The sequence below is a fragment of the Poseidonibacter sp. genome, assembly GCF_041821165.1.
Classification (GTDB): Bacteria; Campylobacterota; Campylobacteria; order Campylobacterales; family Arcobacteraceae; genus Poseidonibacter.
This window is the reverse complement of record NZ_JBGUES010000014.1, coordinates 1-21,323: the sequence shown is the minus strand read 5'-3', so window position 1 is coordinate 21,323 and position 21,323 is coordinate 1. Positions and strand designations below refer to the sequence as shown.

General features: G+C 25.0%; 21 protein-coding genes. 10 read left to right on the top strand and 11 right to left on the bottom strand.

Annotated features, from left to right (window positions below; genetic code table 11):
• From ACERKK_RS02630 to ACERKK_RS02590, 9 genes are read right to left on the bottom strand one after another with little or no spacing between them, the layout of a single operon-like run.
• Entirely contained in the window at positions 1-660 is a 660-nt protein-coding gene (locus ACERKK_RS02630; protein ID WP_373771523.1) for a class I SAM-dependent methyltransferase, read from the bottom strand.
• A 16-nt stretch (positions 661-676) separates the two neighbouring features.
• On the bottom strand, positions 677-1,759 hold the full coding sequence (locus ACERKK_RS02625; RefSeq protein WP_373771522.1) for a class I SAM-dependent methyltransferase: 1,083 nt from the start codon (positions 1,757-1,759) through the stop codon (positions 677-679).
• The gene (locus tag ACERKK_RS02620; RefSeq protein ID WP_373771521.1) at positions 1,752-2,555 is read right to left on the bottom strand and encodes a hypothetical protein; all 804 of its coding nucleotides are present in this window, start codon (positions 2,553-2,555) and stop codon (positions 1,752-1,754) included. Before ACERKK_RS02620 ends, ACERKK_RS02625 begins: the two co-directional genes overlap by 8 nt.
• 7 nt (positions 2,556-2,562) lie before the next feature.
• A complete protein-coding gene (locus tag ACERKK_RS02615) occupies positions 2,563-3,552 on the bottom strand; it encodes a GDP-mannose 4,6-dehydratase (protein WP_373771520.1) in 990 nt (329 codons plus the stop codon).
• Entirely contained in the window at positions 3,552-4,040 is a 489-nt protein-coding gene (locus tag ACERKK_RS02610) for a transketolase (RefSeq protein ID WP_373771519.1), read from the bottom strand. Before ACERKK_RS02610 ends, ACERKK_RS02615 begins: the two co-directional genes overlap by 1 nt.
• Complete coding sequence (locus ACERKK_RS02605; RefSeq protein WP_373771518.1) at positions 4,033-4,830, bottom strand: transketolase; 798 nt, start codon at positions 4,828-4,830, stop codon at positions 4,033-4,035. Before ACERKK_RS02605 ends, ACERKK_RS02610 begins: the two co-directional genes overlap by 8 nt.
• Positions 4,831-4,839: 9 nt before the next feature.
• Positions 4,840-5,934 carry a radical SAM protein gene (locus ACERKK_RS02600; RefSeq protein ID WP_373771517.1) on the bottom strand — a complete coding sequence of 365 codons (1,095 nt, stop codon included), beginning with the start codon at positions 5,932-5,934 and terminating at the stop codon, positions 4,840-4,842.
• Between the two features lie 2 nt (positions 5,935-5,936).
• Entirely contained in the window at positions 5,937-7,376 is a 1,440-nt protein-coding gene (locus ACERKK_RS02595) for a hypothetical protein (protein WP_373771516.1), read from the bottom strand.
• On the bottom strand, positions 7,369-7,935 hold the full coding sequence (locus ACERKK_RS02590) for an SIS domain-containing protein (protein ID WP_373771515.1): 567 nt from the start codon (positions 7,933-7,935) through the stop codon (positions 7,369-7,371). The genes ACERKK_RS02595 and ACERKK_RS02590 overlap by 8 nt, the downstream gene beginning before the upstream one ends.
• A gap of 162 nt (positions 7,936-8,097) precedes the next feature.
• On the opposite strand from ACERKK_RS02590, the gene pseB reads away from it, so the two are divergent.
• Genes pseB through ACERKK_RS02545 form a run of 9 tightly spaced genes read left to right on the top strand, consistent with a single transcriptional unit; the run spans position 8,098 to position 16,797 of the window.
• The gene (gene pseB / locus ACERKK_RS02585; RefSeq protein WP_373771514.1) at positions 8,098-9,090 is read left to right on the top strand and encodes a UDP-N-acetylglucosamine 4,6-dehydratase (inverting); all 993 of its coding nucleotides are present in this window, start codon (positions 8,098-8,100) and stop codon (positions 9,088-9,090) included.
• 1 nt (position 9,091) lies between these two features.
• Positions 9,092-10,222 (top strand): UDP-4-amino-4,6-dideoxy-N-acetyl-beta-L-altrosamine transaminase, encoded by a 1,131-nt coding sequence (gene pseC / locus ACERKK_RS02580; protein ID WP_373771513.1) that lies wholly within the window; start codon positions 9,092-9,094, stop codon positions 10,220-10,222.
• Positions 10,215-10,940 carry a cytidylyltransferase domain-containing protein gene (locus ACERKK_RS02575; RefSeq protein ID WP_373771512.1) on the top strand — a complete coding sequence of 242 codons (726 nt, stop codon included), beginning with the start codon at positions 10,215-10,217 and terminating at the stop codon, positions 10,938-10,940. The genes pseC and ACERKK_RS02575 overlap by 8 nt, the downstream gene beginning before the upstream one ends.
• On the top strand, positions 10,937-11,878 hold the full coding sequence (pseG, locus tag ACERKK_RS02570) for a UDP-2,4-diacetamido-2,4,6-trideoxy-beta-L-altropyranose hydrolase (protein WP_373771511.1): 942 nt from the start codon (positions 10,937-10,939) through the stop codon (positions 11,876-11,878). Before ACERKK_RS02575 ends, pseG begins: the two co-directional genes overlap by 4 nt.
• Before the next feature lie 45 nt (positions 11,879-11,923).
• Positions 11,924-13,324, top strand: coding sequence for an NAD(P)-binding protein (locus tag ACERKK_RS02565; protein ID WP_373771510.1), 1,401 nt, complete (start codon positions 11,924-11,926; stop codon positions 13,322-13,324).
• A complete protein-coding gene (locus tag ACERKK_RS02560; RefSeq protein WP_373771509.1) occupies positions 13,314-13,979 on the top strand; it encodes a class I SAM-dependent methyltransferase in 666 nt (221 codons plus the stop codon). Before ACERKK_RS02565 ends, ACERKK_RS02560 begins: the two co-directional genes overlap by 11 nt.
• Positions 13,972-14,700 carry a WbqC family protein gene (locus tag ACERKK_RS02555; RefSeq protein WP_373771508.1) on the top strand — a complete coding sequence of 243 codons (729 nt, stop codon included), beginning with the start codon at positions 13,972-13,974 and terminating at the stop codon, positions 14,698-14,700. Before ACERKK_RS02560 ends, ACERKK_RS02555 begins: the two co-directional genes overlap by 8 nt.
• Entirely contained in the window at positions 14,681-15,721 is a 1,041-nt protein-coding gene (gene pseI, locus ACERKK_RS02550) for a pseudaminic acid synthase (RefSeq protein ID WP_373771507.1), read from the top strand. Before ACERKK_RS02555 ends, pseI begins: the two co-directional genes overlap by 20 nt.
• Positions 15,722-15,735: 14 nt before the next feature.
• Positions 15,736-16,797 carry a putative sugar O-methyltransferase gene (locus tag ACERKK_RS02545; RefSeq protein ID WP_373771506.1) on the top strand — a complete coding sequence of 354 codons (1,062 nt, stop codon included), beginning with the start codon at positions 15,736-15,738 and terminating at the stop codon, positions 16,795-16,797.
• Positions 16,798-16,799: 2 nt separating this feature from the next.
• Here ACERKK_RS02545 and ACERKK_RS02540 read toward each other — a convergent pair whose 3' ends face one another.
• Complete coding sequence (locus ACERKK_RS02540) at positions 16,800-18,620, bottom strand: 6-hydroxymethylpterin diphosphokinase MptE-like protein (RefSeq protein WP_373771505.1); 1,821 nt, start codon at positions 18,618-18,620, stop codon at positions 16,800-16,802.
• A gap of 65 nt (positions 18,621-18,685) precedes the next feature.
• On the opposite strand from ACERKK_RS02540, the gene ACERKK_RS02535 reads away from it, so the two are divergent.
• Entirely contained in the window at positions 18,686-20,746 is a 2,061-nt protein-coding gene (locus ACERKK_RS02535; RefSeq protein ID WP_373771504.1) for a 6-hydroxymethylpterin diphosphokinase MptE-like protein, read from the top strand.
• A gap of 22 nt (positions 20,747-20,768) precedes the next feature.
• Here the strand turns inward: ACERKK_RS02535 and ACERKK_RS02530 are convergent.
• Positions 20,769-21,323 (bottom strand): flagellin (locus tag ACERKK_RS02530; protein ID WP_373771503.1); only part of this gene is annotated, 555 nt, incomplete at its 5' end.

Sequence of the window (21,323 nt, the reverse complement as noted above, 5' to 3'; positions counted from 1 at the left end):
TTATGGAATAAACCAATAGTAATCACCATTATAATTACACTCTTTAAAGAACTCTTTCCACTCTTGCGTGTGCATCATTGTAAGAGCTGTTAGATTCCAAGCTTCCATTCTTTTTTTCTCTTCATCATCTCTATATGCATCAAGTGTAATAAATGCATCTTTTTTTGTAACTCTATTAATTTCACTTAAAGCTTGTTTCATATCCTCTTTATTTAGATTATGTAATGTTGTAATAGAAATTACTAAATCAAAACTATTATCTTCAAATGGTAATTTAAGTGCATTTGCAACTTGAAGGTGTTCTTTTACTTCTTCTTTAGCATTTTGTATTGCATACTGTGAAATATCAATACCTTTTACTGTAATTCCAGGTATTGCTTTAGCAAAATCGTATAACATAAAACCTTTTGCACAACCAATATCTAAAATTTTGCTATTTTCATCTAAGTTATAATACTCTTTAAAAGTAGGAATTACTGGTTCCCAAAATCTTGAATTATAAGAAAAACCTCCATAACCATGGCTTCTTTCACCATCAAAAAATGCTTCTCCAAACTCTCTTGCTAATGCTCTATCTTGAGGTGTTTTTTCTTCTAATCTTTTTGTTAAATCTCTTTTTGATTTTGGATAGTTCTTCATTAAATCTATTTCTTGACCCATTTGTAATCCTTCTAATTTATTTTTTATGTATATCTTCTATTGTTATAAAGTTTATCTCTTTGTATTTCTCTTTTATATAATCTGAAATATTTGAACTTAATGGAATAAAACAATTAATATTTGTTCTATTTTTTGGATGAAATATTTGTTTATCTAAATGAAATTTATTCTCTTTTAACATATCTTCATCCAAAAAACCTTTAAAATTTGGTTTATCTTTTAAAATAGATGCATAATAAGTACTTGTAGGTGCTGTTCCAAATATAAAAACATCTTCATTTACATTACTTAAATAGTCATTTACACTATTAAGAAAAAAGAACTCTAAATCCTCTTCTTTTGAAGTAAATGAACTTATTTTATCATCATTTGTAATTAAAACTGTAAGTTCATTTTTAATATCTGTTTTAATAAACTCTACATTTGAAAATACTTTTTTAAGAATTAAAAAAAGTGTGCTTTTTGTAAAATGAGAATAATGGTCATATATTAAAATATCATTAGGATTTTGATTAATTGATGGAACTTGAATAATTATTACACCATCTTTATTTAGCATATTTTTTAATATCTTTAATGTTTCTAAAGGTTTTTGAATATGCTCAAATACATGAATCATACTAATAATATCAAATTTATTTGTAATGTTTTGAAGTGAATTTGTATAAAAATTACTTACATTAGGTATCTTTAATATATTCTCTTTTTGTCTACTGTTTACATCAAATGCTGACATATCTAATGTTAAATAATTATTGCAAGAACGTAAAAAAACACCTGTTCCAGTACCTATATCAAGTAATGTTTTTTTATTCTCTAGTTTATCTAATATAGTTTTTATTAAGATATCAGTTCTAAATGATGGTTTCCCATTTATAAACTTTATTTGATCTTGGCCATCTACTAAATCATCTTTTTTATATGTTTCATAAACTGTTAGCATATCTTTATTTTCAATTTTTTGAATATGAGAACAGCTTGTGCATTTATAAATAGAAAAACCTTTATTTACAACTTTATTATCAGAACTTACAGATAAATTTAGATTTGATGTAAAGATATTTTCTATTTCATTCTCACAAATATTACATTTAGTCATTACATGCCTCATAATATATTTTTGCATAATCACTAATAATACTAGAAGATAAGTTTGTATAATATCCATCTTTAACATTAGAATTAGCAAAACTATTTTTAACTCTTATATCTATACTCCATCTAGTTATATCAGATGTATTTACATCTTGTCCATGAATAGTTCCAAGCCCAAGTATTAAAACTTGACCAAAATTTATAGGAACAGCATAAGAGTCAATTTTAAACTCTTTTTTTATTATTTTAGGGGCATAAGGGTAACCTAATTGATGTTTAATACTACCCATTGGAACATCTTTATTTTCTATTTTAGTATAAGGAATAGTTCCTCTTGAATGAGAATAAGGTTCAATTTGTAAGGCTGATTTTTCATCTAGATTAACTAAAGGAAAAAAATTAGATATTTCAAATGCACCATTTCCATATAAACTATCTCTATGAAATCCAATATTATCTTCACGACAATTAGGTCTTGCAATTCTTAAATGTGCTTTTGTTTGAATATCCAAATCTTTACCAAATAGATTATGATAAAAATCAATATTCTCTTCAATAATTTTAAAATGAAGTTTTTCTTCCCATATCATTTTACTTAGAGCAAATTGTATATCTATTTTTTCATTTTCATCTATAATAAATTTATGAAAAGTTTCTAAAGTAATTTCATCATTTTTTGTAATTTCTCTTAGTTTAGACAATATTATATCTCTAAATCTTTTTAAGAAATCACTATTGTTTAGGTGTTGAACAACATAACCTTCTTTTGGAAAATTTGCTAAATCATAGTTTATATTCATTGAAAATCTACCTTTTATGTATATAATAATCTGGAAATTCTTTTAAATCAGAATAATTTTCTTCAATCCAAGTAATGATTTCTTTTATTCCATCTTTTAGTTTTATTTGAGGTTTTATTTTAAAATCTTTATAAAGTTTTTCATTGTTCATTAGATATAAACTATCTTGACCAACTCTATCTTTTATAATTTCAATATTATCTTCAATATTACTGTTTAGTTCTTTACAAATTAAATCTACTAAGTCATAAATACTAATAGTTTTATCATCACTTAAATGATAAATTTCACCAGGCTTTGCATCTTTTGCTATTTTTAATGTAGCAGAACTAACATCATCTATATGAATAAAACTTCGTATAGCTTTTCCACCACCATGTAGTTGAAGTTTTTGATTCTTTTTTATCATTAATACTGTTTTTGGAATAATTCTATAAAGTTGTTGATAAGAACCATACACATTTGATGAACGTGTATAATTTATAGGAAAACCATGTGTAATAAAATAGCTGTGTAAAATCAAATCAGCACTTGCTTTTGATGAAGCATAAGGTGAAGAAGGATGAAAGTTCATTGACTCTTTTATATTATTACAAGGTCCGTAAACTTCAGGTGTTGAAGCTTGTACAAATTTTTTTATAAAATCAAATTTATATATTTTATTTAATAAATTAACTAAACTTAATGTATTTGTATTAAACCATTGTTGTGGATTTTCCCAACTTTGAGCTACCATTCCTTGTGCTGCAAAATTAATAATATATTCTATTTGTTGATCTTGAATTAGCTGTACTATTTTGTCTAAATCATCATTTAAATCAAGTTGTAAGAACTTAACTTTTTCTTTATAAATATTGTTTTTATATGCTAATAAAGAAGGATGATACTCTTTTGATCTACTTATTGCAAAAATATTAGCATCTTTTTCATTATCTAATAAGTAGTTTATAAAAGAACCACCTGAAAAACTATTACTTCCTAAAACTAAAAATTTCACTATAAAGACCTCATATAAACAGGACCATTATAATCAAGCATTTTTTTTACATCATCTTTTATAGTTTCAATTGTAGGAGATAAAATTAGAACATTTTTTAATATAGAAATTAAAGTAATATCATCTTCATCCATACAATGACTTCTTCCTAAAGGTGCAAAATAGTTATTAGCACCAACACCAATAACTTTAACATTTAAATTATGCTCATTTACATCATATCTAAACTGCTCAAATGCTCTCATAGTAATAAACGGTACTTGTGAATAGATTATTGGGTTTAATCCAGTCATTGCCATACCAGCAGCCATACTCATAGTAGCTTGTTCATTAATACCTGTATTAAAAGCTCTATTTGAATGATTATTAAAATAACTATCTAATACTGCAAAACCCATATCTCCTGCTAATAAAACCTTTGTTTCATCTTCTTTAAAATAAGGATAAAGTTCTTTCATAACTTCTTGTTTTGATATTAAATTATTCATTGTTTTCCTTATAAATATAACCATCTAAAGTAGGGCATCTATAATGATGTTTTTCTGAATGTTCTAAAATTTCAATACCTTTTCCTTTAATAGTTCTTGCAAAAATTATAGAGAAGTTTTCATTTTTTTGATTATAGAATTTATCAAAGCAGTTTGATATTTCATCTTCATTATGTCCATCAATATCAAAATAGTTATCATCAATAAAAGAGCTTAAAACTTTTGATAATCTATTATTATCTAAGGCAACATCACAAACTCTTCCCATTGCTTGTAAATCATTTGCATCAATTATTATAAGTAAATTATCTAACTTAAATCTATACGCAAGCATTAAAGCCTCAAAGTTACTTCCTTCTTGCATCTCTCCATCACCAATCATACAAATTACTTTATTTGATTTATTTTGGATTTTAAAAGATTGTGCCATACCAACAGCTAAAGGAAGACCATGCCCTAAAGAACCAGTTGATGCTTCAATCATATAGTTTTTATCTTCTGTTAAACAGCCTTTAATAGTAGCTTCTTGAGTATTAAACTTTTCAAGTTCCCATTTTGGTAAAAAACCTAATTCATTTAAAATTATATAATAAGCATAAGCTCCATGCCCTTTACTCATAATAAACCTATCTCTAGATTCATTTTGCGGTTCATTTTCTGTATAGTTTAAATATTTGTTAAACATTACTGTTAAAAGCTCAACTGTAGATAAAGATGGCGCTAAATGACCAGCTCCTGTATCACAAGATAGTTTAATTGTTTTTTGTCTAATATCATTTGAGTCTAACATCTAAAACTCCTAAATAAAATTAACATGTGGATTTGGATTTTTTAGATTCCATAAGTATCTATTTACTTCATCCATACGACAGTTTCGTCTACACATAGTAATATCAAGTTCATCTTTTATAAACTTTACCCCAGCTTCTCTTTTTTGTCCTTCCCAAATCTCTTGGAAAGTTTGAGTATTTATATTCCCATAATTAAACTTTTCATTTTGTAAATAAGCACTACATCCATAAACAGAACCATCAGCCATAATATATGACCAAAAATAAGGAGTAGAGTAACATTTAGAGTAAGGCTGTTTTTCTTCTTCTAGTTTTTTCATTGTATTTGCTCTAAAAATAACTTTAAAAGAGTCAGTTTCAAGTGCTGCTAACTCTTTTTCTAAGTGCATCATATTTTCATATGTAAGACCTTCATAAATTCTAGAAGTTCCATATAAACTTTGAGTATAAGGTTTAATTACAAGATAATCAACTCCTGCATCTCTCATTGTTTTTGCTAAATCTAAAGCTGTATGTTCATTTTCAGGTAATAAAAGCATTTGAGAACCTACCGTACAATCATAAGATTTCTCTTTTTTAATTTTCGCAGCAAGTGTTAAGTTTTGTACTACTTTATCAAAATCAGACTCTTTGGTTCTATGAACTTTTGCATAAGTTTCCCTATCTCCTGCATTTATACTAACTTTTATCCAAGAACAGTTTTTTACAAAATTTTCTGTATTTGTTTCATTAAAAGGTACGCTATTTGTAGTAAGTGAAGTATCAATTCCCACTTCTTTACAAACATCTAAAATATGAGGTAGAGGTTTATATAAAGTTGGTTCTCCTTCACCTGCAAACATAATACTTTTTACTCCAAGTTTAGCCATTTCTCTAATTCTTGCTTCAAGTACTTTTTCATCTTGCTTAATACTTTTATATCCAATATAATCAACAGAACAAAATGTACATCTATGATTACATGAACCAATAGGAGTAATTTCTACATAAATAGGATAAATACTTTTTTGTAAAGACCAATTATCTTTTGCTTCAAGCCATTTAGCAACTCTTATTGGATGGTACATCATTTTGTGACTATCAATATTATATTTATCTGACATTTTTAACCTTTTATTTCATCTTTTACTGTATTGATAATAGTAGTAGCCATCTTTTTATAAGATACATCTTCTGCAATTTGCATACAATCTTTTTTAGGAAGTTTATCTACACAATTTTTAAGTTCTTCTAGTGTACTAAATGATAAAACATTATCTTCATGTAAAAATACATCACTAACTAGGGGACAAGTATAGATAATTGGTATACAATTACAAGCTGACATTTCTGTAACTCTTTGTTGATATCTATATAATGGATGAGCAGCTATTGCATATTTTGCACTATTATAAACTTCTGCCATTTTAGGTCCATAAGGTAGTAAACCTTTATAAAAAGGTACAACCTCTGGTGTTTTTAGCCAAGTATCAGTACCATAAACTTCGATATTAACATTTTTTAATGAGCACAACCAAAGAATAACTTTTCGTCTTACAAAAGAGGGGATTAAAAATGTTTTAAAATGTGAATATTTTATACCATACTCTTTTGAATATTTAATAATTAACTCTTCTGATAATGTATTGTTTTCAATATGTTCATTTATATCGTCAATACAATATTTATCAAGATCATGTCCTTCTTCAAAATTATAATCAGAACCTAAAAATACAATTTTATTCTCTTTTTTAATTGAATCATCTTTAAAAAATATTTTTGGATTAGTTGCAAATGATTGTGGATATAAATGCTCTTTATTAACACCTTTTTTTATTAATAAATCTTTATACTCCTCAAATAGGGTAAAAATATAGTCTCTTTGTCTTAATTTTACTTTTTCTCCATTATATAAAAATGGCATAGGATCTTGGAACCATGAAAAGTTAAAAGTATTATCGTGAAGAAAAGTATTATCTAAATGATTGATATTAATAATAATATGAGGATTAAAATTATGTAAGTTATGTAATAGTGGTAATGTATGACAATCACCTAATTCATCTTGAATATGATAAAAAACTTCACAACCTAAATCTTCAAAGGCTTCAGCTATATTTTTTGAAACATATTGCATAACTGTAGTTTCTCTACAAGCAGGGAGGAAAACTCTTAATTTTTCATCGTTAAAGTTTGGTTCATTTTGTTTAATTTCATTTACATAAACTTTCATTAAACTTCTTCTCTCTTCTTGTGCTGAACCCAAAATCTCTCCAAAAGCCCCATTTAACTCAGCTTGTTCTGGCATAGAAAAATCCGTATCTTCAAAAGAGATGGCTTTAGGAAATCTAAAAGTTGTAGTTACAAAATAGTTAAATACATCTTCAAGAGGTACATAAATACAATTTTTGGGAGTATTGCTTAACTTTTCATCTGCTGTATAGTAACAAAGTTGTAAAGCATCAATAGATTTAACAGATGTTTCAACTCTATTTTGTTGTTTTGCTATTTCTAATGCTTTCTTTGCACTAAAAAAATATGTGTCTAAAGGTTTTGTTTCAACCATTATTTTCCTTTAAAAGATATGAGAATAGTATATGATTAAGTATTAAATGAGCATCTTCAACTAGACCATACTCATCTTTTTTACTATTAATATGTAGTTTTATAGTTGATAATTTCTTTAATAATCCACCATCAAAACCAGATAATCCTACAACGGTAGCATCTAGTTTATTTGCATATTCGACTGCTTTAATTATATTAGCAGAATTACCACTACAAGAAATAGCGATTAAAATATCATCTGGTTTTAAAATATCTTTTAATTGCATATAAAATATGTTTTCATAACCAATATCATTTGCAATTGCACTTGTAACGGCAATATTATCAGCTAAAGATATTGCATTTAGAACTAGATTATCTCTTCTTTTTAATCCTATTGCTAAATCATTTGCCATATGTGAAGCTGTTGCTGCACTTCCACCATTTCCTATGATATAAATATTGCTTTTACAGTTTGTTATAAGTGTACGAAATTTATCAAACTCATTTAAATCTAAATCCTCTAAAAGAGAGCTTAGGTCTTTAATATAGCTTTTTGTAAAGTCTTTAAAATCCATAAATATCCTATTATAAATAGTATCTATTATAATGAATTAGTACTTAAAACTTTTTCAATATAGGAATAAATAATTTTATTGATAAGAATTATAGTAATTAATAAAATATATTGTGTTACAATATCGACAAAATGATTCAATAAAAATTAAAGGGTTTATATTATGTTTAATGGAAAAAATATTCTAATAACTGGAGGAACTGGTAGCTTTGGAAAGAAATATACACAGGTTCTTCTTCAGAAATATAAACCAAATAAAATAATAATTTACTCAAGAGATGAATTAAAACAGTATGAAATGGCACAAGATTTTAATGATTCGTGTATGAGATATTTTATTGGTGATGTAAGAGATGCCGATAGATTAAAAAAAGCTATGAAAGATGTTGATTTTGTTATTCATGCAGCTGCACTAAAACATGTACCAATTGCAGAATATAACCCTATGGAGTGTATTAAAACAAATATTAATGGTGCTCAAAATGTAATTGATGCTGCCATTGAGAATAAAGTAGAAAAAATCATTGCTCTATCAACAGATAAAGCAGCAAATCCAATTAATTTATATGGAGCTACTAAACTTGCAAGTGATAAACTTTTTGTTGCAGCAAATAATTTAGTAGGAAAACAAAATACAAGATTCTCAGTTGTAAGATATGGAAATGTTGTTTGCTCAAGAGGTTCTGTAATTCCATTTTTCCAAAAACTTATAAAAGAGGGAGCTTCTGAGTTACCTATAACAGATGAAAAAATGACAAGATTTTTAATAACACTTGAAGATGGTGTAAATTTTGTACTAAAAAACTTTGAAAGAATGCAAGGTGGAGAGATATTTATTCCTAAAATTCCATCTATAAAAATTGTTGATTTAGCAAAAGCTTTAGCTCCAAATCTACCACATAAAAATATTGGAATAAGACCAGGAGAAAAATTACATGAGATTATGTGTCCTGCTGATGATTCACATTTAACATATGAATTTGATGATCACTATGTAATAGCTCCTACTATTAAATTCTCAAGTCCAGTTGAATATGATACTAATTTATTAAAAGAAGTTGGAATTCATGTAAAACAAGGCTTTGAATATAATTCAGGTAATAATGATAAATGGCTTACAGAAGAAGATTTCTTAAAGCTAGTAGAAGATTTATAATATGAATAATATTCCTTATGGTAAACAAACTATTTTACAAGAGGATATAGACGCAGTTGTTGAGGTTTTAAAATCAGATTTTTTAACAACAGGTCCAAAAGCAAAAGAGTTCGAAGAAAAAATAGCAAAATATTGTGGTGCAAAATATTGTGTATGTGTATCAAATGGTACAGCTGCATTACATTTATCATCAATGCTTTTATTAGAAAAAAACGATAAAGTTTTAACAACACCTAACTCTTTTTTAGCAACAGCAAATGCGATTTTATATGTAAATGCAAAACCTATTTTTGTAGATATTTGTAGTGATGGAAATATAGATTTAGATTTATGTGAAGAACAATTAAAAAAAGATTCTTCAATAAAAGCTATATATGCAGTTCATTTCTCAGGAAAATCAGTAAATCAAGAGAAACTAAAATACTTAAAAGAAAAATACAATATTCTAATATTAGAAGATTGTGCTCACTCAATTGGTGCAGTATACAAAGATATAAAAGCTGGTTCTTGTATAAACTCTGATATCTCAATATTCTCTTTTCATCCTGTTAAAACACTAACAACAGGAGAGGGTGGAATAATAACTACTAATAATAAAGAGTATTATGAAAAACTTCTAAGACTAAGAAATCATGGTACAACTCCCAATTCACAAATTGGAGCTTGGCATTATGATATGAATGAATTAGGATTTAATTATAGATTAACAGATATATCTTGTGCTTTAGGTCTTTCTCAATTAAATAAATTAGATGATTTTTTAGAAAAAAGAAGACATATAGCAAAGAAATATGATGACTTTTTTCAAAGTATTCCAAATATAGAGAGTTTATACTCTTTTACAAATGAGAGTGCATATCACTTATATGTAATTAAAATTGATTTTAAAAAATTTAAAGTTGATAAAAAAGAACTATTTTTAAAATTAAGAGAAAATAATATCTTTATTCAATATCACTATATTCCTATAAATAAACAACCTTACTATAAAAATTTGGGATATGGAAATGAACATACTCCTATTATGGAAGATTATTATGAAAAAGCTTTATCTCTTCCAATTTTTCCTACTCTTTTAGAAGAAGAGCAAGAATATGTATTAAAAACACTATTAGAGATTTTAAATGGCTAAACTCTTTTTAATTGTACAAGCTAGAATGACAAGTACAAGATTGCCTAAAAAAGTTATGCTTCCTTTATGTGGTACTACTGTTTTAGAAGTATTTTTAAAAAGAGTAAAAAGTTTTAAAAACAATATTATAATTGCAACAACAAATGATGGAAGTGAAGAGGATATTGTAAATACTGCTAAATCATTTGGTGTAAAATATTATAGAGGAGATACAAATAATGTCTTAAGTAGATATTATGAGTCTGCTGTAAAATATCAAGCTAATGATGAAGATATTATTGTTAGATGTACAAGTGATTGTCCATTATTAGATGAAAAGATTTTAGAAGAGTGTATAGACTCTTTTAAAACTTTGGATATTGATTATCTTACTTGTGGATTTGAGGGTGGTTTTCCTCGTGGTATGGATGTCGAAGTATTTAGATTTAAACTACTAAAAGATGCTTATTTAAATGCGAAAAGTGATTATGAAAAAGAGCATGTAACACCATATATTCATACAACAAAAAAAGATGAATTTAAAATATTAGAATATAAAAATAAATATGATCATAGTAAATATAGACTTACTTTAGATGAACAAGAGGATTATATTTTAATAAAAGAGATATATAAAAGATTTGATAATAGATTAGATTTTTCGTATGATGAATTAATTTCTTTATTAGAAAAAGAACCAGAGTTATTAAAAATAAATGAAAAAATAAAACAAAAATGAAAATAATAATAAGAGCAGACTCTTCAAGTAGTATTGGTTTTGGTCATATAAGTAGATGTTTGGTATTAGCTAAAAAGTATAAAAGAAGAGGTTTTAAAGTTTTATTTGCTTGTGAAAAGCTAGAAGGCAATCGAATAAATCTTATTGAAGAAGAAGGTTTTAAAGTACATTCACTAAAAAGCAATAATCTTAAAGAGTTTAGAACTTTAGTAAATAAACTTAATCCTTATCGTGTTGTAATAGATAGTTATAGAATAGATTATAGTTATGAAAAAAAACTCAAAAAGAATACAAAAATTAAACTTTTATGTTTTGACGATACTTATGAAAAACACTATTGTGATGAACTCTTAAATCACAATGTATGTGCAATTAAAAAAAGATATAAAAAACTAGTTCCAAAATTTTGTAAAGTAAAATGTGGTTCTAAATATACTCTATTAAGAGATGAGTTTTTAGACTCTACAAAAGTGAAAATAAAAAACGATAATAAAAAGTTAAAAGTTTTACTTGCAATTGGTGGAACAGACCACTCATTTATAAATATTAAAGTTTTACAAGCTCTAAAAGTATTTCAAAAACAAATAAAGATTTCTGTAATTACAACTAGTGCAAATAAAAACTTAGAAAAACTAAAAAAATATATTAGTAAACAAAAAAATATTGAGTTATTAATTAACTCAAATAGTATTGCCCAACAAATGAGTAAAAGCGATATTGCAATTATTACACCAAGTGTAACTTTAAATGAAGTTATGTATATGAAATTACCATTTATTGCAATTAAAACAGCATCAAATCAAGAGTTTATGTATGATTTCCTAAAAAAGAATAAGTATATAGTATTAGATAAATTCATTGATAAAACTGTTCAAAAAGAGTTTAAAAACCTTATTGTAAACTATAAAAAGTATTATAACAAACAAGTAAAATTTTAAACTATGATGATATAATTCATTACAATTATTCAAAAAGGGTATATTTTGAAAGAAAATATAGTAGTAGTAGGTGGTGGAATTGCAGGTTTACTTAGTGCATATTTATTATCAGAAGATTCAAAATATCAAGTTCATTTAGTTGAAAGAACAGGTACTCTTGGTGGTTTATTAAAGTGTTTTGATTATGGTAAATATGGTAAGTTCGATTATGGTGCACATAATATATTAGAAACTGGAATTGAAGAGTTAGATAATATATTAAGGGACTTATTGCCACAAGATAAATGGCAAGTATCATCTGCAATAAATGGTCAGAAAAGAGCATTAACAGGTATTTTCTTTGATGGTAAATTACAAAAACATTCACCTTTTATTGATTTAAGACATAGAAAAAATTTAGATGAATTAAGAGCAGATTTTTTTAATAATTTTGAAAAAGTTGATACTTTAGAAAAAACAAGTGCTTATGAATACTCTAAATCTTTATTTGGTAAAAAAATCACAAAAGAAGCAATCGTTCCAACCTTTAAATCTTTATATAATACTCATCCAAAAAATATGGATTATATGGCAATGTTTTTAACTCCTTTTACAAGAGTTGGACTATTTAATCAAAAAGTAATGCATGATTTATTACCTACAGATAAATTAAGTAGAGTTCTTTCTTATCCAAAACAACAAGAATTATCATCTGATATATTAGGGGTAAAAAAAGCATACTATCCAAAAGAGTATGGAATTTATAGAGTAATAGAGGCTTTAAAAAGTAAACTTGAAGAAAAAGGTGTTTTAATTTATCTAAATGATGAGGTTAAAAATATAAACCTTAGTAAAAATAAAATAAAGCAAATAAACTTAAAAAACATCAAAATAAATAATATTAAACAGCTTTTTTGGTCAGCTGGTTATGTCCCTCTTATGAACTTATTAGATATAAAAATTTCAAATCTAAAGTTTCAAGCAGCTCCTAAAACTGCAATTACAAATATTTTGATTGATAAAAAACTTAAAATTGCTGACTTAAGTTATTTCTATAATTATGATAATAAATATAAAACTTTTAGAGTTGATAACTATATAAACTATTGTAAAGGCGCTAAAAGAGATGGTTTATATCCAATTAGTGTTGAGATGTTAGTTTCAAATGAAGATAGTAAAAATGAAAAAGATATTAAAAAAACAGCAATATCTGAATTGAAAAAGTTTAATATATTAAAAAAAGATTGTAAGGTAAAATTTGCAAAAACTGAAATTTTAAATTATGGATTTCCTTTGTTATCTAAAGACAATATAGAATCAATGGATAAAATGAGAAAAAAAATTAAAAATAGAGATATTAAAGGTCTTACAGTTTTAGGAATTTTAGCAGAAAAAGATCTGTTTTTTGAAAGTGATATTAAAAAAGATTTATATATAAAAGTAAAGGAATTTCTAAATGACAATTAAAGATATTAAAGGATTAAAATATCCTGATGAGTATGTAATTAAGTATTTTTTTAAAGAAAGACTTTTTGAAAAAAAAGGCAAAGTTTTAGAATTTGGTTGTTCAAATGGTAATAACTTATCACTTTACTATCAATATGATTATGATGTTCAAGGAGTAGATATATCTAAAGACAATATCGCTAATGCTAATTATAATTTTGAAAATATTTACCAATCTGAAGGTAGTTTTGAGTTTAATTGTGAAGATATGATGAGTTTTGTACAGACTAATAAAAACCTAGAAGTTGATATTTTCACTATTCCTAATGTAATTTCATATATTTCAAAAGAGGACTTTATTAAATTTTTAGAGTTAAGTGTTGAAAATAAGATTTTTAAAAAAGGTGCAAAGTTTTTTTTAAGAACAAGAACAATAAAAGATTATAGATATGGATTAGGTAAAAAAGTATCAAAAGATAGTTATTTAATGCAAAATGATATTACTGGAGAAGAGGGTGCATTATGTACTTGTTATCAAGAGTATGAGTTAATTGATATTTTAAGAAAATATTTAAATCTTTCTAATTTTTCAATTAATCATTTAGATAATCAAAATTGTCAAAATGGTGAAACAATTTTAAATTCTGATATCGCTATTTGGGGACAGATTGAGTAAAATTGCAATAATGCAACCAACTTTTAATCCATGGCTTGGATATTTTGATTTAATCAATAGTGTTGATAAATTTATTTTTTTAGATACAGTTCAGTTAAATCAACAAAGTTGGCAAACAAGAAATAAGATTAAAGTTAATAATAAAGAGTACTTAATAAGCATACCCATTGTAAAAAGTACTTCAAAATTTGATTTATTAATAAAAGATACAAAAATTAATGAAACTTTTAATTTTGCAAAAAAGAAACTTTTAAAAACAATTTATCAAGAGTATAAAAAAAGTGAATATTTTGAAAAAAATATATCTTTTATTGAAGAACTTATTAACTTTAATACGAATAGTTTATGTGATTATAATATAAATATTATAGAAAAAATATGCAATAAATTAGGTATAAAAACAGAATTAATTAAAGCCTCATCTTTAGAAAGTATTGATGAAAAAAAATCAAATTTAGTTTTAACTTTATGTAAAAATATTAATGCACAAGAGTATTACTCACCTTTTAATGCAAAAGAGTATTTAGATAAAGATTTAATTCTTTTTAAACAAAACAGTATAAAAGTGATTTATCAAAATTATAAACACCCAGTTTATAAACAAGTTGGTAATGAGTTTATTTCATATATAGGAATTTTTGATTTAATTTTAAATCATGGATTTAAAGAATCATTAGAAATAATACAAAGCGGGAGAAATTATGAAAATAGCAAATTTTGATTTTGATTCAAATGAAACATTTATTATTGCAGAGTTAAGTGCAAATCATAATGGTAGTTTACAAACTGCTAAGGATAGTATAAAAGCAGCTAAAGATATAGGTGCAAATGCTGTTAAACTTCAAACTTATACAGCCGATACAATTACACTAAACTCAAAAACAGATGATTTTAAAATATCTCAAGGTACATTATGGGATGGAAAATATTTATATGATTTATATCAAGAAGCATATACTCCATGGCAATGGCATAAAGAACTTTTCGATTATGCTAAAGAGTTAGATATTATAATATTCTCTTCACCTTTTGATAAAACTGCTGTTGATTTGCTTGAGAGTTTAAATGCACCTGCTTATAAAATAGCTTCATTTGAAATAACAGATTATGAGTTAATAGAATACACTGCAAAAAAGCAAAAACCTATAATTATTTCAACAGGAATTGCAACTATTGATGAAATACAAGATGCAGTTGATATTTGTAAAAGTGTTGGTAATGAAAATATCATTCTTCTAAAATGTACTAGTGCATACCCAGCACCACTTGAAGAAGCAAACTTATTAACAATACCAAATTTAGCTGAAACATTTGGTGTAATATCTGGTTTTTCAGATCATACAATAGGCGCAACCGCACCAATTGTTGCAGTAACATTAGGTGCAAGAGTAATTGAAAAACATTTTATTTTAGATAGAAGTATTGGTGGTGCTGATGCGCAGTTTTCAATGCAAAAAGATGAATTTAAAGATATGATTTTAAAAATTAGGCAGACTGAAAAACTTCTAGGTAAAGTTGATTATTCTTTAACACAAAAAAGAAAAAGTAGTAGAGTTTTTTCAAGAAGTTTATATGTTAGTAAAGATATAAAAAAAGATGAAATATTTACAGAAGATAATATAAGAAGTGTAAGACCAGGTTATGGATTACATCCAAAATACCTAAAAGATATATTAGGTAAAAAAGCTAATAAAAACCTAAGTTTTGCAACAGCTTTATCATTAAAAGATATAGAAAAATAAAATTGGAGAAAGATATGAATAGTTTTAATAAAAACTCATTAAAAAAAATGTTAGATGATATGAATGAACAGTCTCATTTTTATAGACCAACACCATTTTGGGAAGAAGGTTCTAAAGTAATAATTGATGAGTTAGAAAAAAAAGGCGTTGAAAAATTTCGTGCTTTAAACTCTACAAGAAGTTTTTTTGTTCCAACATACTCTTATCCAACATATTTAGAAAATGAAGAATTATTTGCAAATGTAAAAGAGGAATTAGATAAGTTAGTAATTGACCCTAAATTAAATACAAAACTTGAATTATTATTATCAGGTAAAATGCAAGCTTTTAGTGATTATAGAACATTAGTTGCAACTAATGAAGAGTTTGCTCCTTATACAAATAAAGTATCAGAAAGTAAAGTAGGTAAGCCAGTAGAACAATATACTTTCGATAATAGAAATTTCTCTAGATCTTTTCTAAACTATTTATTAGGCCTAAACTTTATAAAAAAACATGTTGATACAAAAGATATTAAAAATGTAATGGAAATAGGTGGTGGATTTGGTACATTAGGAGAAATTCTTTTAGGTGATGAACGAAATGAGTGTTTTTATATAAATGCAGATATTCCACCAGTATCTTTTGTTTCATCTTATTATTTAAAAGAGGTTTTTGGTTCTTCTAATGTTGCTGATTATAATGATTTATTAGAAAAAGAGATATTAGATATAAATGAATTAAAACAAGAGTATAAAGCTTTAAATATATGTTCATGGCAAATTCCTAAACTTCAAGGTGAAATTGATTTATTTGTTAATTTTATTTCATTTCAAGAGATGGAACCAGATGTTGTAAATAACTATTGTGAATATGTAAGAAAATTAAACCCTAAATATATTTTATTAAGAAATATAAAAGAGGGGAAAAAGCAAAAAGATGAAAATACTGTTTATGGAGTAGAAACTCCAATTTTAGGAGATGATTATGATACTTTTTTACCTGAGTATAAATTAGTTTCAAAAGATTCAGAAATTTTTGGTTTTAAAACAGAAGATAATTTTCATTCAGAACTAAGATTATATACTAAAAAATAATCTTAGCTTTTGTAAATAGTTTTAAACTCTTCAATAATCTCTTTTAACTGCTTTGCTTGGATCTTTTTATCTTTAACATAGTAGTTATAAGGGTTTGTTAATAAAAAATATTCATTTACAATTTGAATTACAAAAGAGTTATTATATTTGTTTTGAATACTTAAAAAATCTTTTTCTATATCTCTTATTGAAGATAACTTTTTTATGATTTTTTGTTCTTTTTTATTTTCACTCTCTTCAAGTTTAGAAAAACCTTTTTTACTTATTGTTTTAAGATGATTCTTAAAAGATTTCTTTATTTCATTTTTATCTATTATTTTAAAATTTTGTATATTAATATCAATAAGTTTTAATTTTGAAGTATTATTAAAATATGCTCCATTTGATAGATTAAAAATAGAACTATTTTCAATTAATTTTGAATCAATACTATTTATAGAATCAATCATATCTTTATAAAGAAGTGTAGTTTTAACTTCATCTTTGAAATTACCTTTAACAGATACTAAATGATTTTTATAACTATTTTCTTCTTCTTTTTGGATATTTTTTTTATAATAATAAGATGAAAAGTGAGTCTCACCTGTATCTTCGTTAATAGCCCCATCTAAACCTATTAAGTATAAATTATTCGCACCAAGTGATAATAATATTTTTATTCCAATATCTCCTACTGTAACACCTGTAAGAAGACCAAATTTATTTACTAATTCTAAAGTTGTTTGTATAAAAAAGACATTTGAATTATCAATCATTTTGAATATATCTGTATCTGTTTTAATAGATGCAATAATTATTGCATCTTTATAAAACTCTTTTTCTACATCAAATTGATTTTTTACAGTACTTTTCCCTGCATCAATCGAAATGATTATATCAGGTTTAATATCGTTGGAATAAAGATGTTTTAAAATAGCTGCAGCACAAACTATAATAAATCTATCTTGCTCTTTTTTTATAAACTCTATATATTTATCCAAAGAAGGACCTGCGGCTAAAAATAAAATAGGTAAATCTTTTAAAAACTCTTTTTTTGAATATAGATTTATAAAACCATTATTTGAATAATTAAGATAATGAAAACCTCTTTTTAAGCCATATATATATTCAGAAAAAGGGTATCTTATTTTATTTTCAAGTGTTAAAAACTCAGAAATAGTACTTATTAACTCAAGTTCATTTTTACTTGCTAATTCAAATCTAATAAAGTTATTATAAATAGACTTATATGATAAAAATTTATTTAAACTATTTTTTAATTGTGAGTCACTAAAGTTTACACAAAAAAATAGTTTACTATTTAAAGATAACTCTTCATAGTCTGTTAAAAATAGAGATAATCTAAATATTTCTATATTAGGTTCAATAATTAAATATGCTTTTGCTTGTATTATTTTATCAATATCATTAAGATGTATTCCTAAGAGTGTACCTATAAAAATAAATTTATTAATATCATATTCAAAATCTTTTTTATTTTTTAATTCATTGATATATTCATTGATATATTTAGAACTAGTTATTGTCTCATCAAAATCACCATAATCTAAAATCTCAGAAGAAGTATTTATTAGAGAAAAAATATTCTCATTATTAAATATATTTTTTGCTCTATATTGTGCATCATAAAAAGGGTCACAATTATAAGTTTTTGTATTATTATGGATTAATTCAAAATGATTATCAATAAAGTCAATATGATATGTCTCTTTATTAATTTTTTCAAAAAGTTGAATTTTTTCAAAAATATCAGGATGATTAAGTTTAAAATATGAAATATTTTTTTGATATATTTCAATCATTGTTTGTTGGATTTCTTGCATAAAAATAATTATACCTACATTAAATAAAATATTGTATAATGATAGATATTTTTCAAAGGGATATTATGGAAATGACTGCAGAAGAACAACTACATAAAGCAATGATGGATACGCACCATCTAAATTTATTATTTTTATCAGAGTTTGATAATGAATTATTTATAAGAGTTAATAATTTAAGTAATTTAATTGGAAATGGACAATATAAAGAGAGATATTTCCTCGAATATATTAAAGAATCAGGTGATTTTGATATTTATGATAATGAAAAAGATACATTTTTATATGATAAGAATCCTAAGAAGTTTAATAATAAAGCAGTAATTCAAACAAACTATGATTTAAAGAATACAATAAACACTTTAAGTCAGGGTTTATATAATCATGAAAATGATGGTAAATTTGAAATAGAAGGTGACAAGGGAGTTTACTCTGTTGCTGGGAAAAAATTTATGAATGATTTCTATAATATTAAAAAAGAATTAAACTATACAATTGATAGAGAAGCTAAACGAATAAGTCATATTGATAAATTTATGTTTATTGGAACTTTACTTGGAAGACATATCCCTAAAATCTTAAAAAAAATAAAAGCAAAAACTTTTTTTGTTTGTGAAAACAATTTAGAAATATTCAGATTATCATTATTTGTTTGTGATTATAGTTCTTTAGCTGTAAATGGTAAACAAGTAATTTTCTCAATTATGGATGATGATGATGTATTTATGAATAAGTTTTTAGACTTTTATAATATAGATGTTTATAATAACTCTATCTTAAAATTCTTCTCAACAAATTATCATGTAGATAATTATTTTAATAGAATTATTGATAGAGTATTATCTGTTAATCCAATGTCTTTTAATTACTATATGAATTTAGATAATGTAGTTTATAATTTATCAAGAAACTTTTTTAAATATAAAACATTAGCATTAAAAGAAAATACAAAACTAAAAACTTTTGAGAATAGGCCTATATTATATTTAGGAGCGGGACCTTCTTTAAGTGATAATATACAATGGGTAAAAGAAAATCAAGATAAATTTATAATTATCACTATGGCTGCTTCATTAAATATATTATATGATAATGATATTAAGCCTGATATTGTAACTACTCTTGATCCACAATATTATGTAGATATACAATTTTTCTCTAATCCAAAATTAAAAGATTTATTAAAAGATACAATTATTTTAGCATCAATTAATACAAATGAAGAAGTATTAACAAAATTATCTGATATTACAAATGTTTATTTATATGAAGTTCTAGCATCTATACAATTTGGAAATAAAGGTCTAACAGGAAATTCAGTAGGTGAATTAACATATTCTATAATATCAAGATTTACTAATATAAAAGAGATGTATTTATTAGGTTTAGATTTGGCATTAAACCAAGATACAGGTTCTACACACTCATCTGATTATAAATATAATAAAAAACTAGATATAGATAAGCTTAATGATATATCTGTAACTGAAGATTATTCATTTAAAGGTGATATTATAAAAGTTAAAGGTAATTTACAAGATGAAGTATTAACAAGTAGATTATATTATGGTTCATTAAGGTTTTATAATGGACAATCGAAGGTAAATACGATTAACACATTTAACCTAAGTAATCATGGTGCATATATAGATAATACAATACCTTTAAAAATTAAAGATTTAGATACAAAAAATGCAGAATCACTAAACAAAGAGTTATTAAAAGAAGAATTATTAAATGATTTAGACTCAATAGTTATTTCTAAATTAAGTAGAAAAGACTTAGAAAATATTAATATCCACTTAGATATTGTAAAAAAAATAATAGAAAAAGTTGAAAACTCTAAAGATTTTAAAACATATAATGAATTAAATATTCTAGCAAATGAAGTTTTTATTTATATCATGAGTAATAAGAATAATATAAATTACTTAAAAGAAATATATGTAACATATACTTTAGCATTTAATCCATTTATTTCATACTGTATGTTAATAAAAGACAAAAAAGATAAAGTTAATATGAAAAAAGTTAGTAAGATTTGGAAAGACAAACTTATTGAGTTAGTTACAAAATATAAAAATTATTTAGAAAGTATAGTAGAAGAAAATTCAAGTCTAAAATAAGACTTGAATTTTTCGTTTTAGATTATTGTAATAATCTAGTTACATTTTGTTGCATATTATTAGCTTGACTTAGAGCATAAGTTCCAGCTTGAGCAATAATATTTTGTTTACTAAAGTTAGCACTCTCTTTTGCATAATCAACATCTCTAATGATAGACTCAGCATTTTTAATATTAGTTTGTTGAGTACTTAAGTTTCTAACAGCTGATTCTAATTGATTTTGAGTAGACCCGAAGTCAGCTCTCCATCCATTTAGTTTATCAAGTGCTTGATCAATTTCAACCATTTGAAGTCTCGCATTAGCAGCAGAAATACCACCAAGACTTACAGCAGCAGCACTAGTCATTCCATCAAGACCATTTAAACTTAATCCTACAGAGTTAGCTTGAACACTATCTCCAGATGAAATAGTATTAGCAGCTTTATCACCCATTTGGAATGTTTGTGATGAAGCAGTACCTGTACCTGTAGCACTCGCTTGTAAAAGTGAAATACCATTATAGTTTGTTTGTGAAGCAATATTATCTAACTGATCAATTAATTTACTAATATCTTTCGAGATCGCTTGTCTACCAGC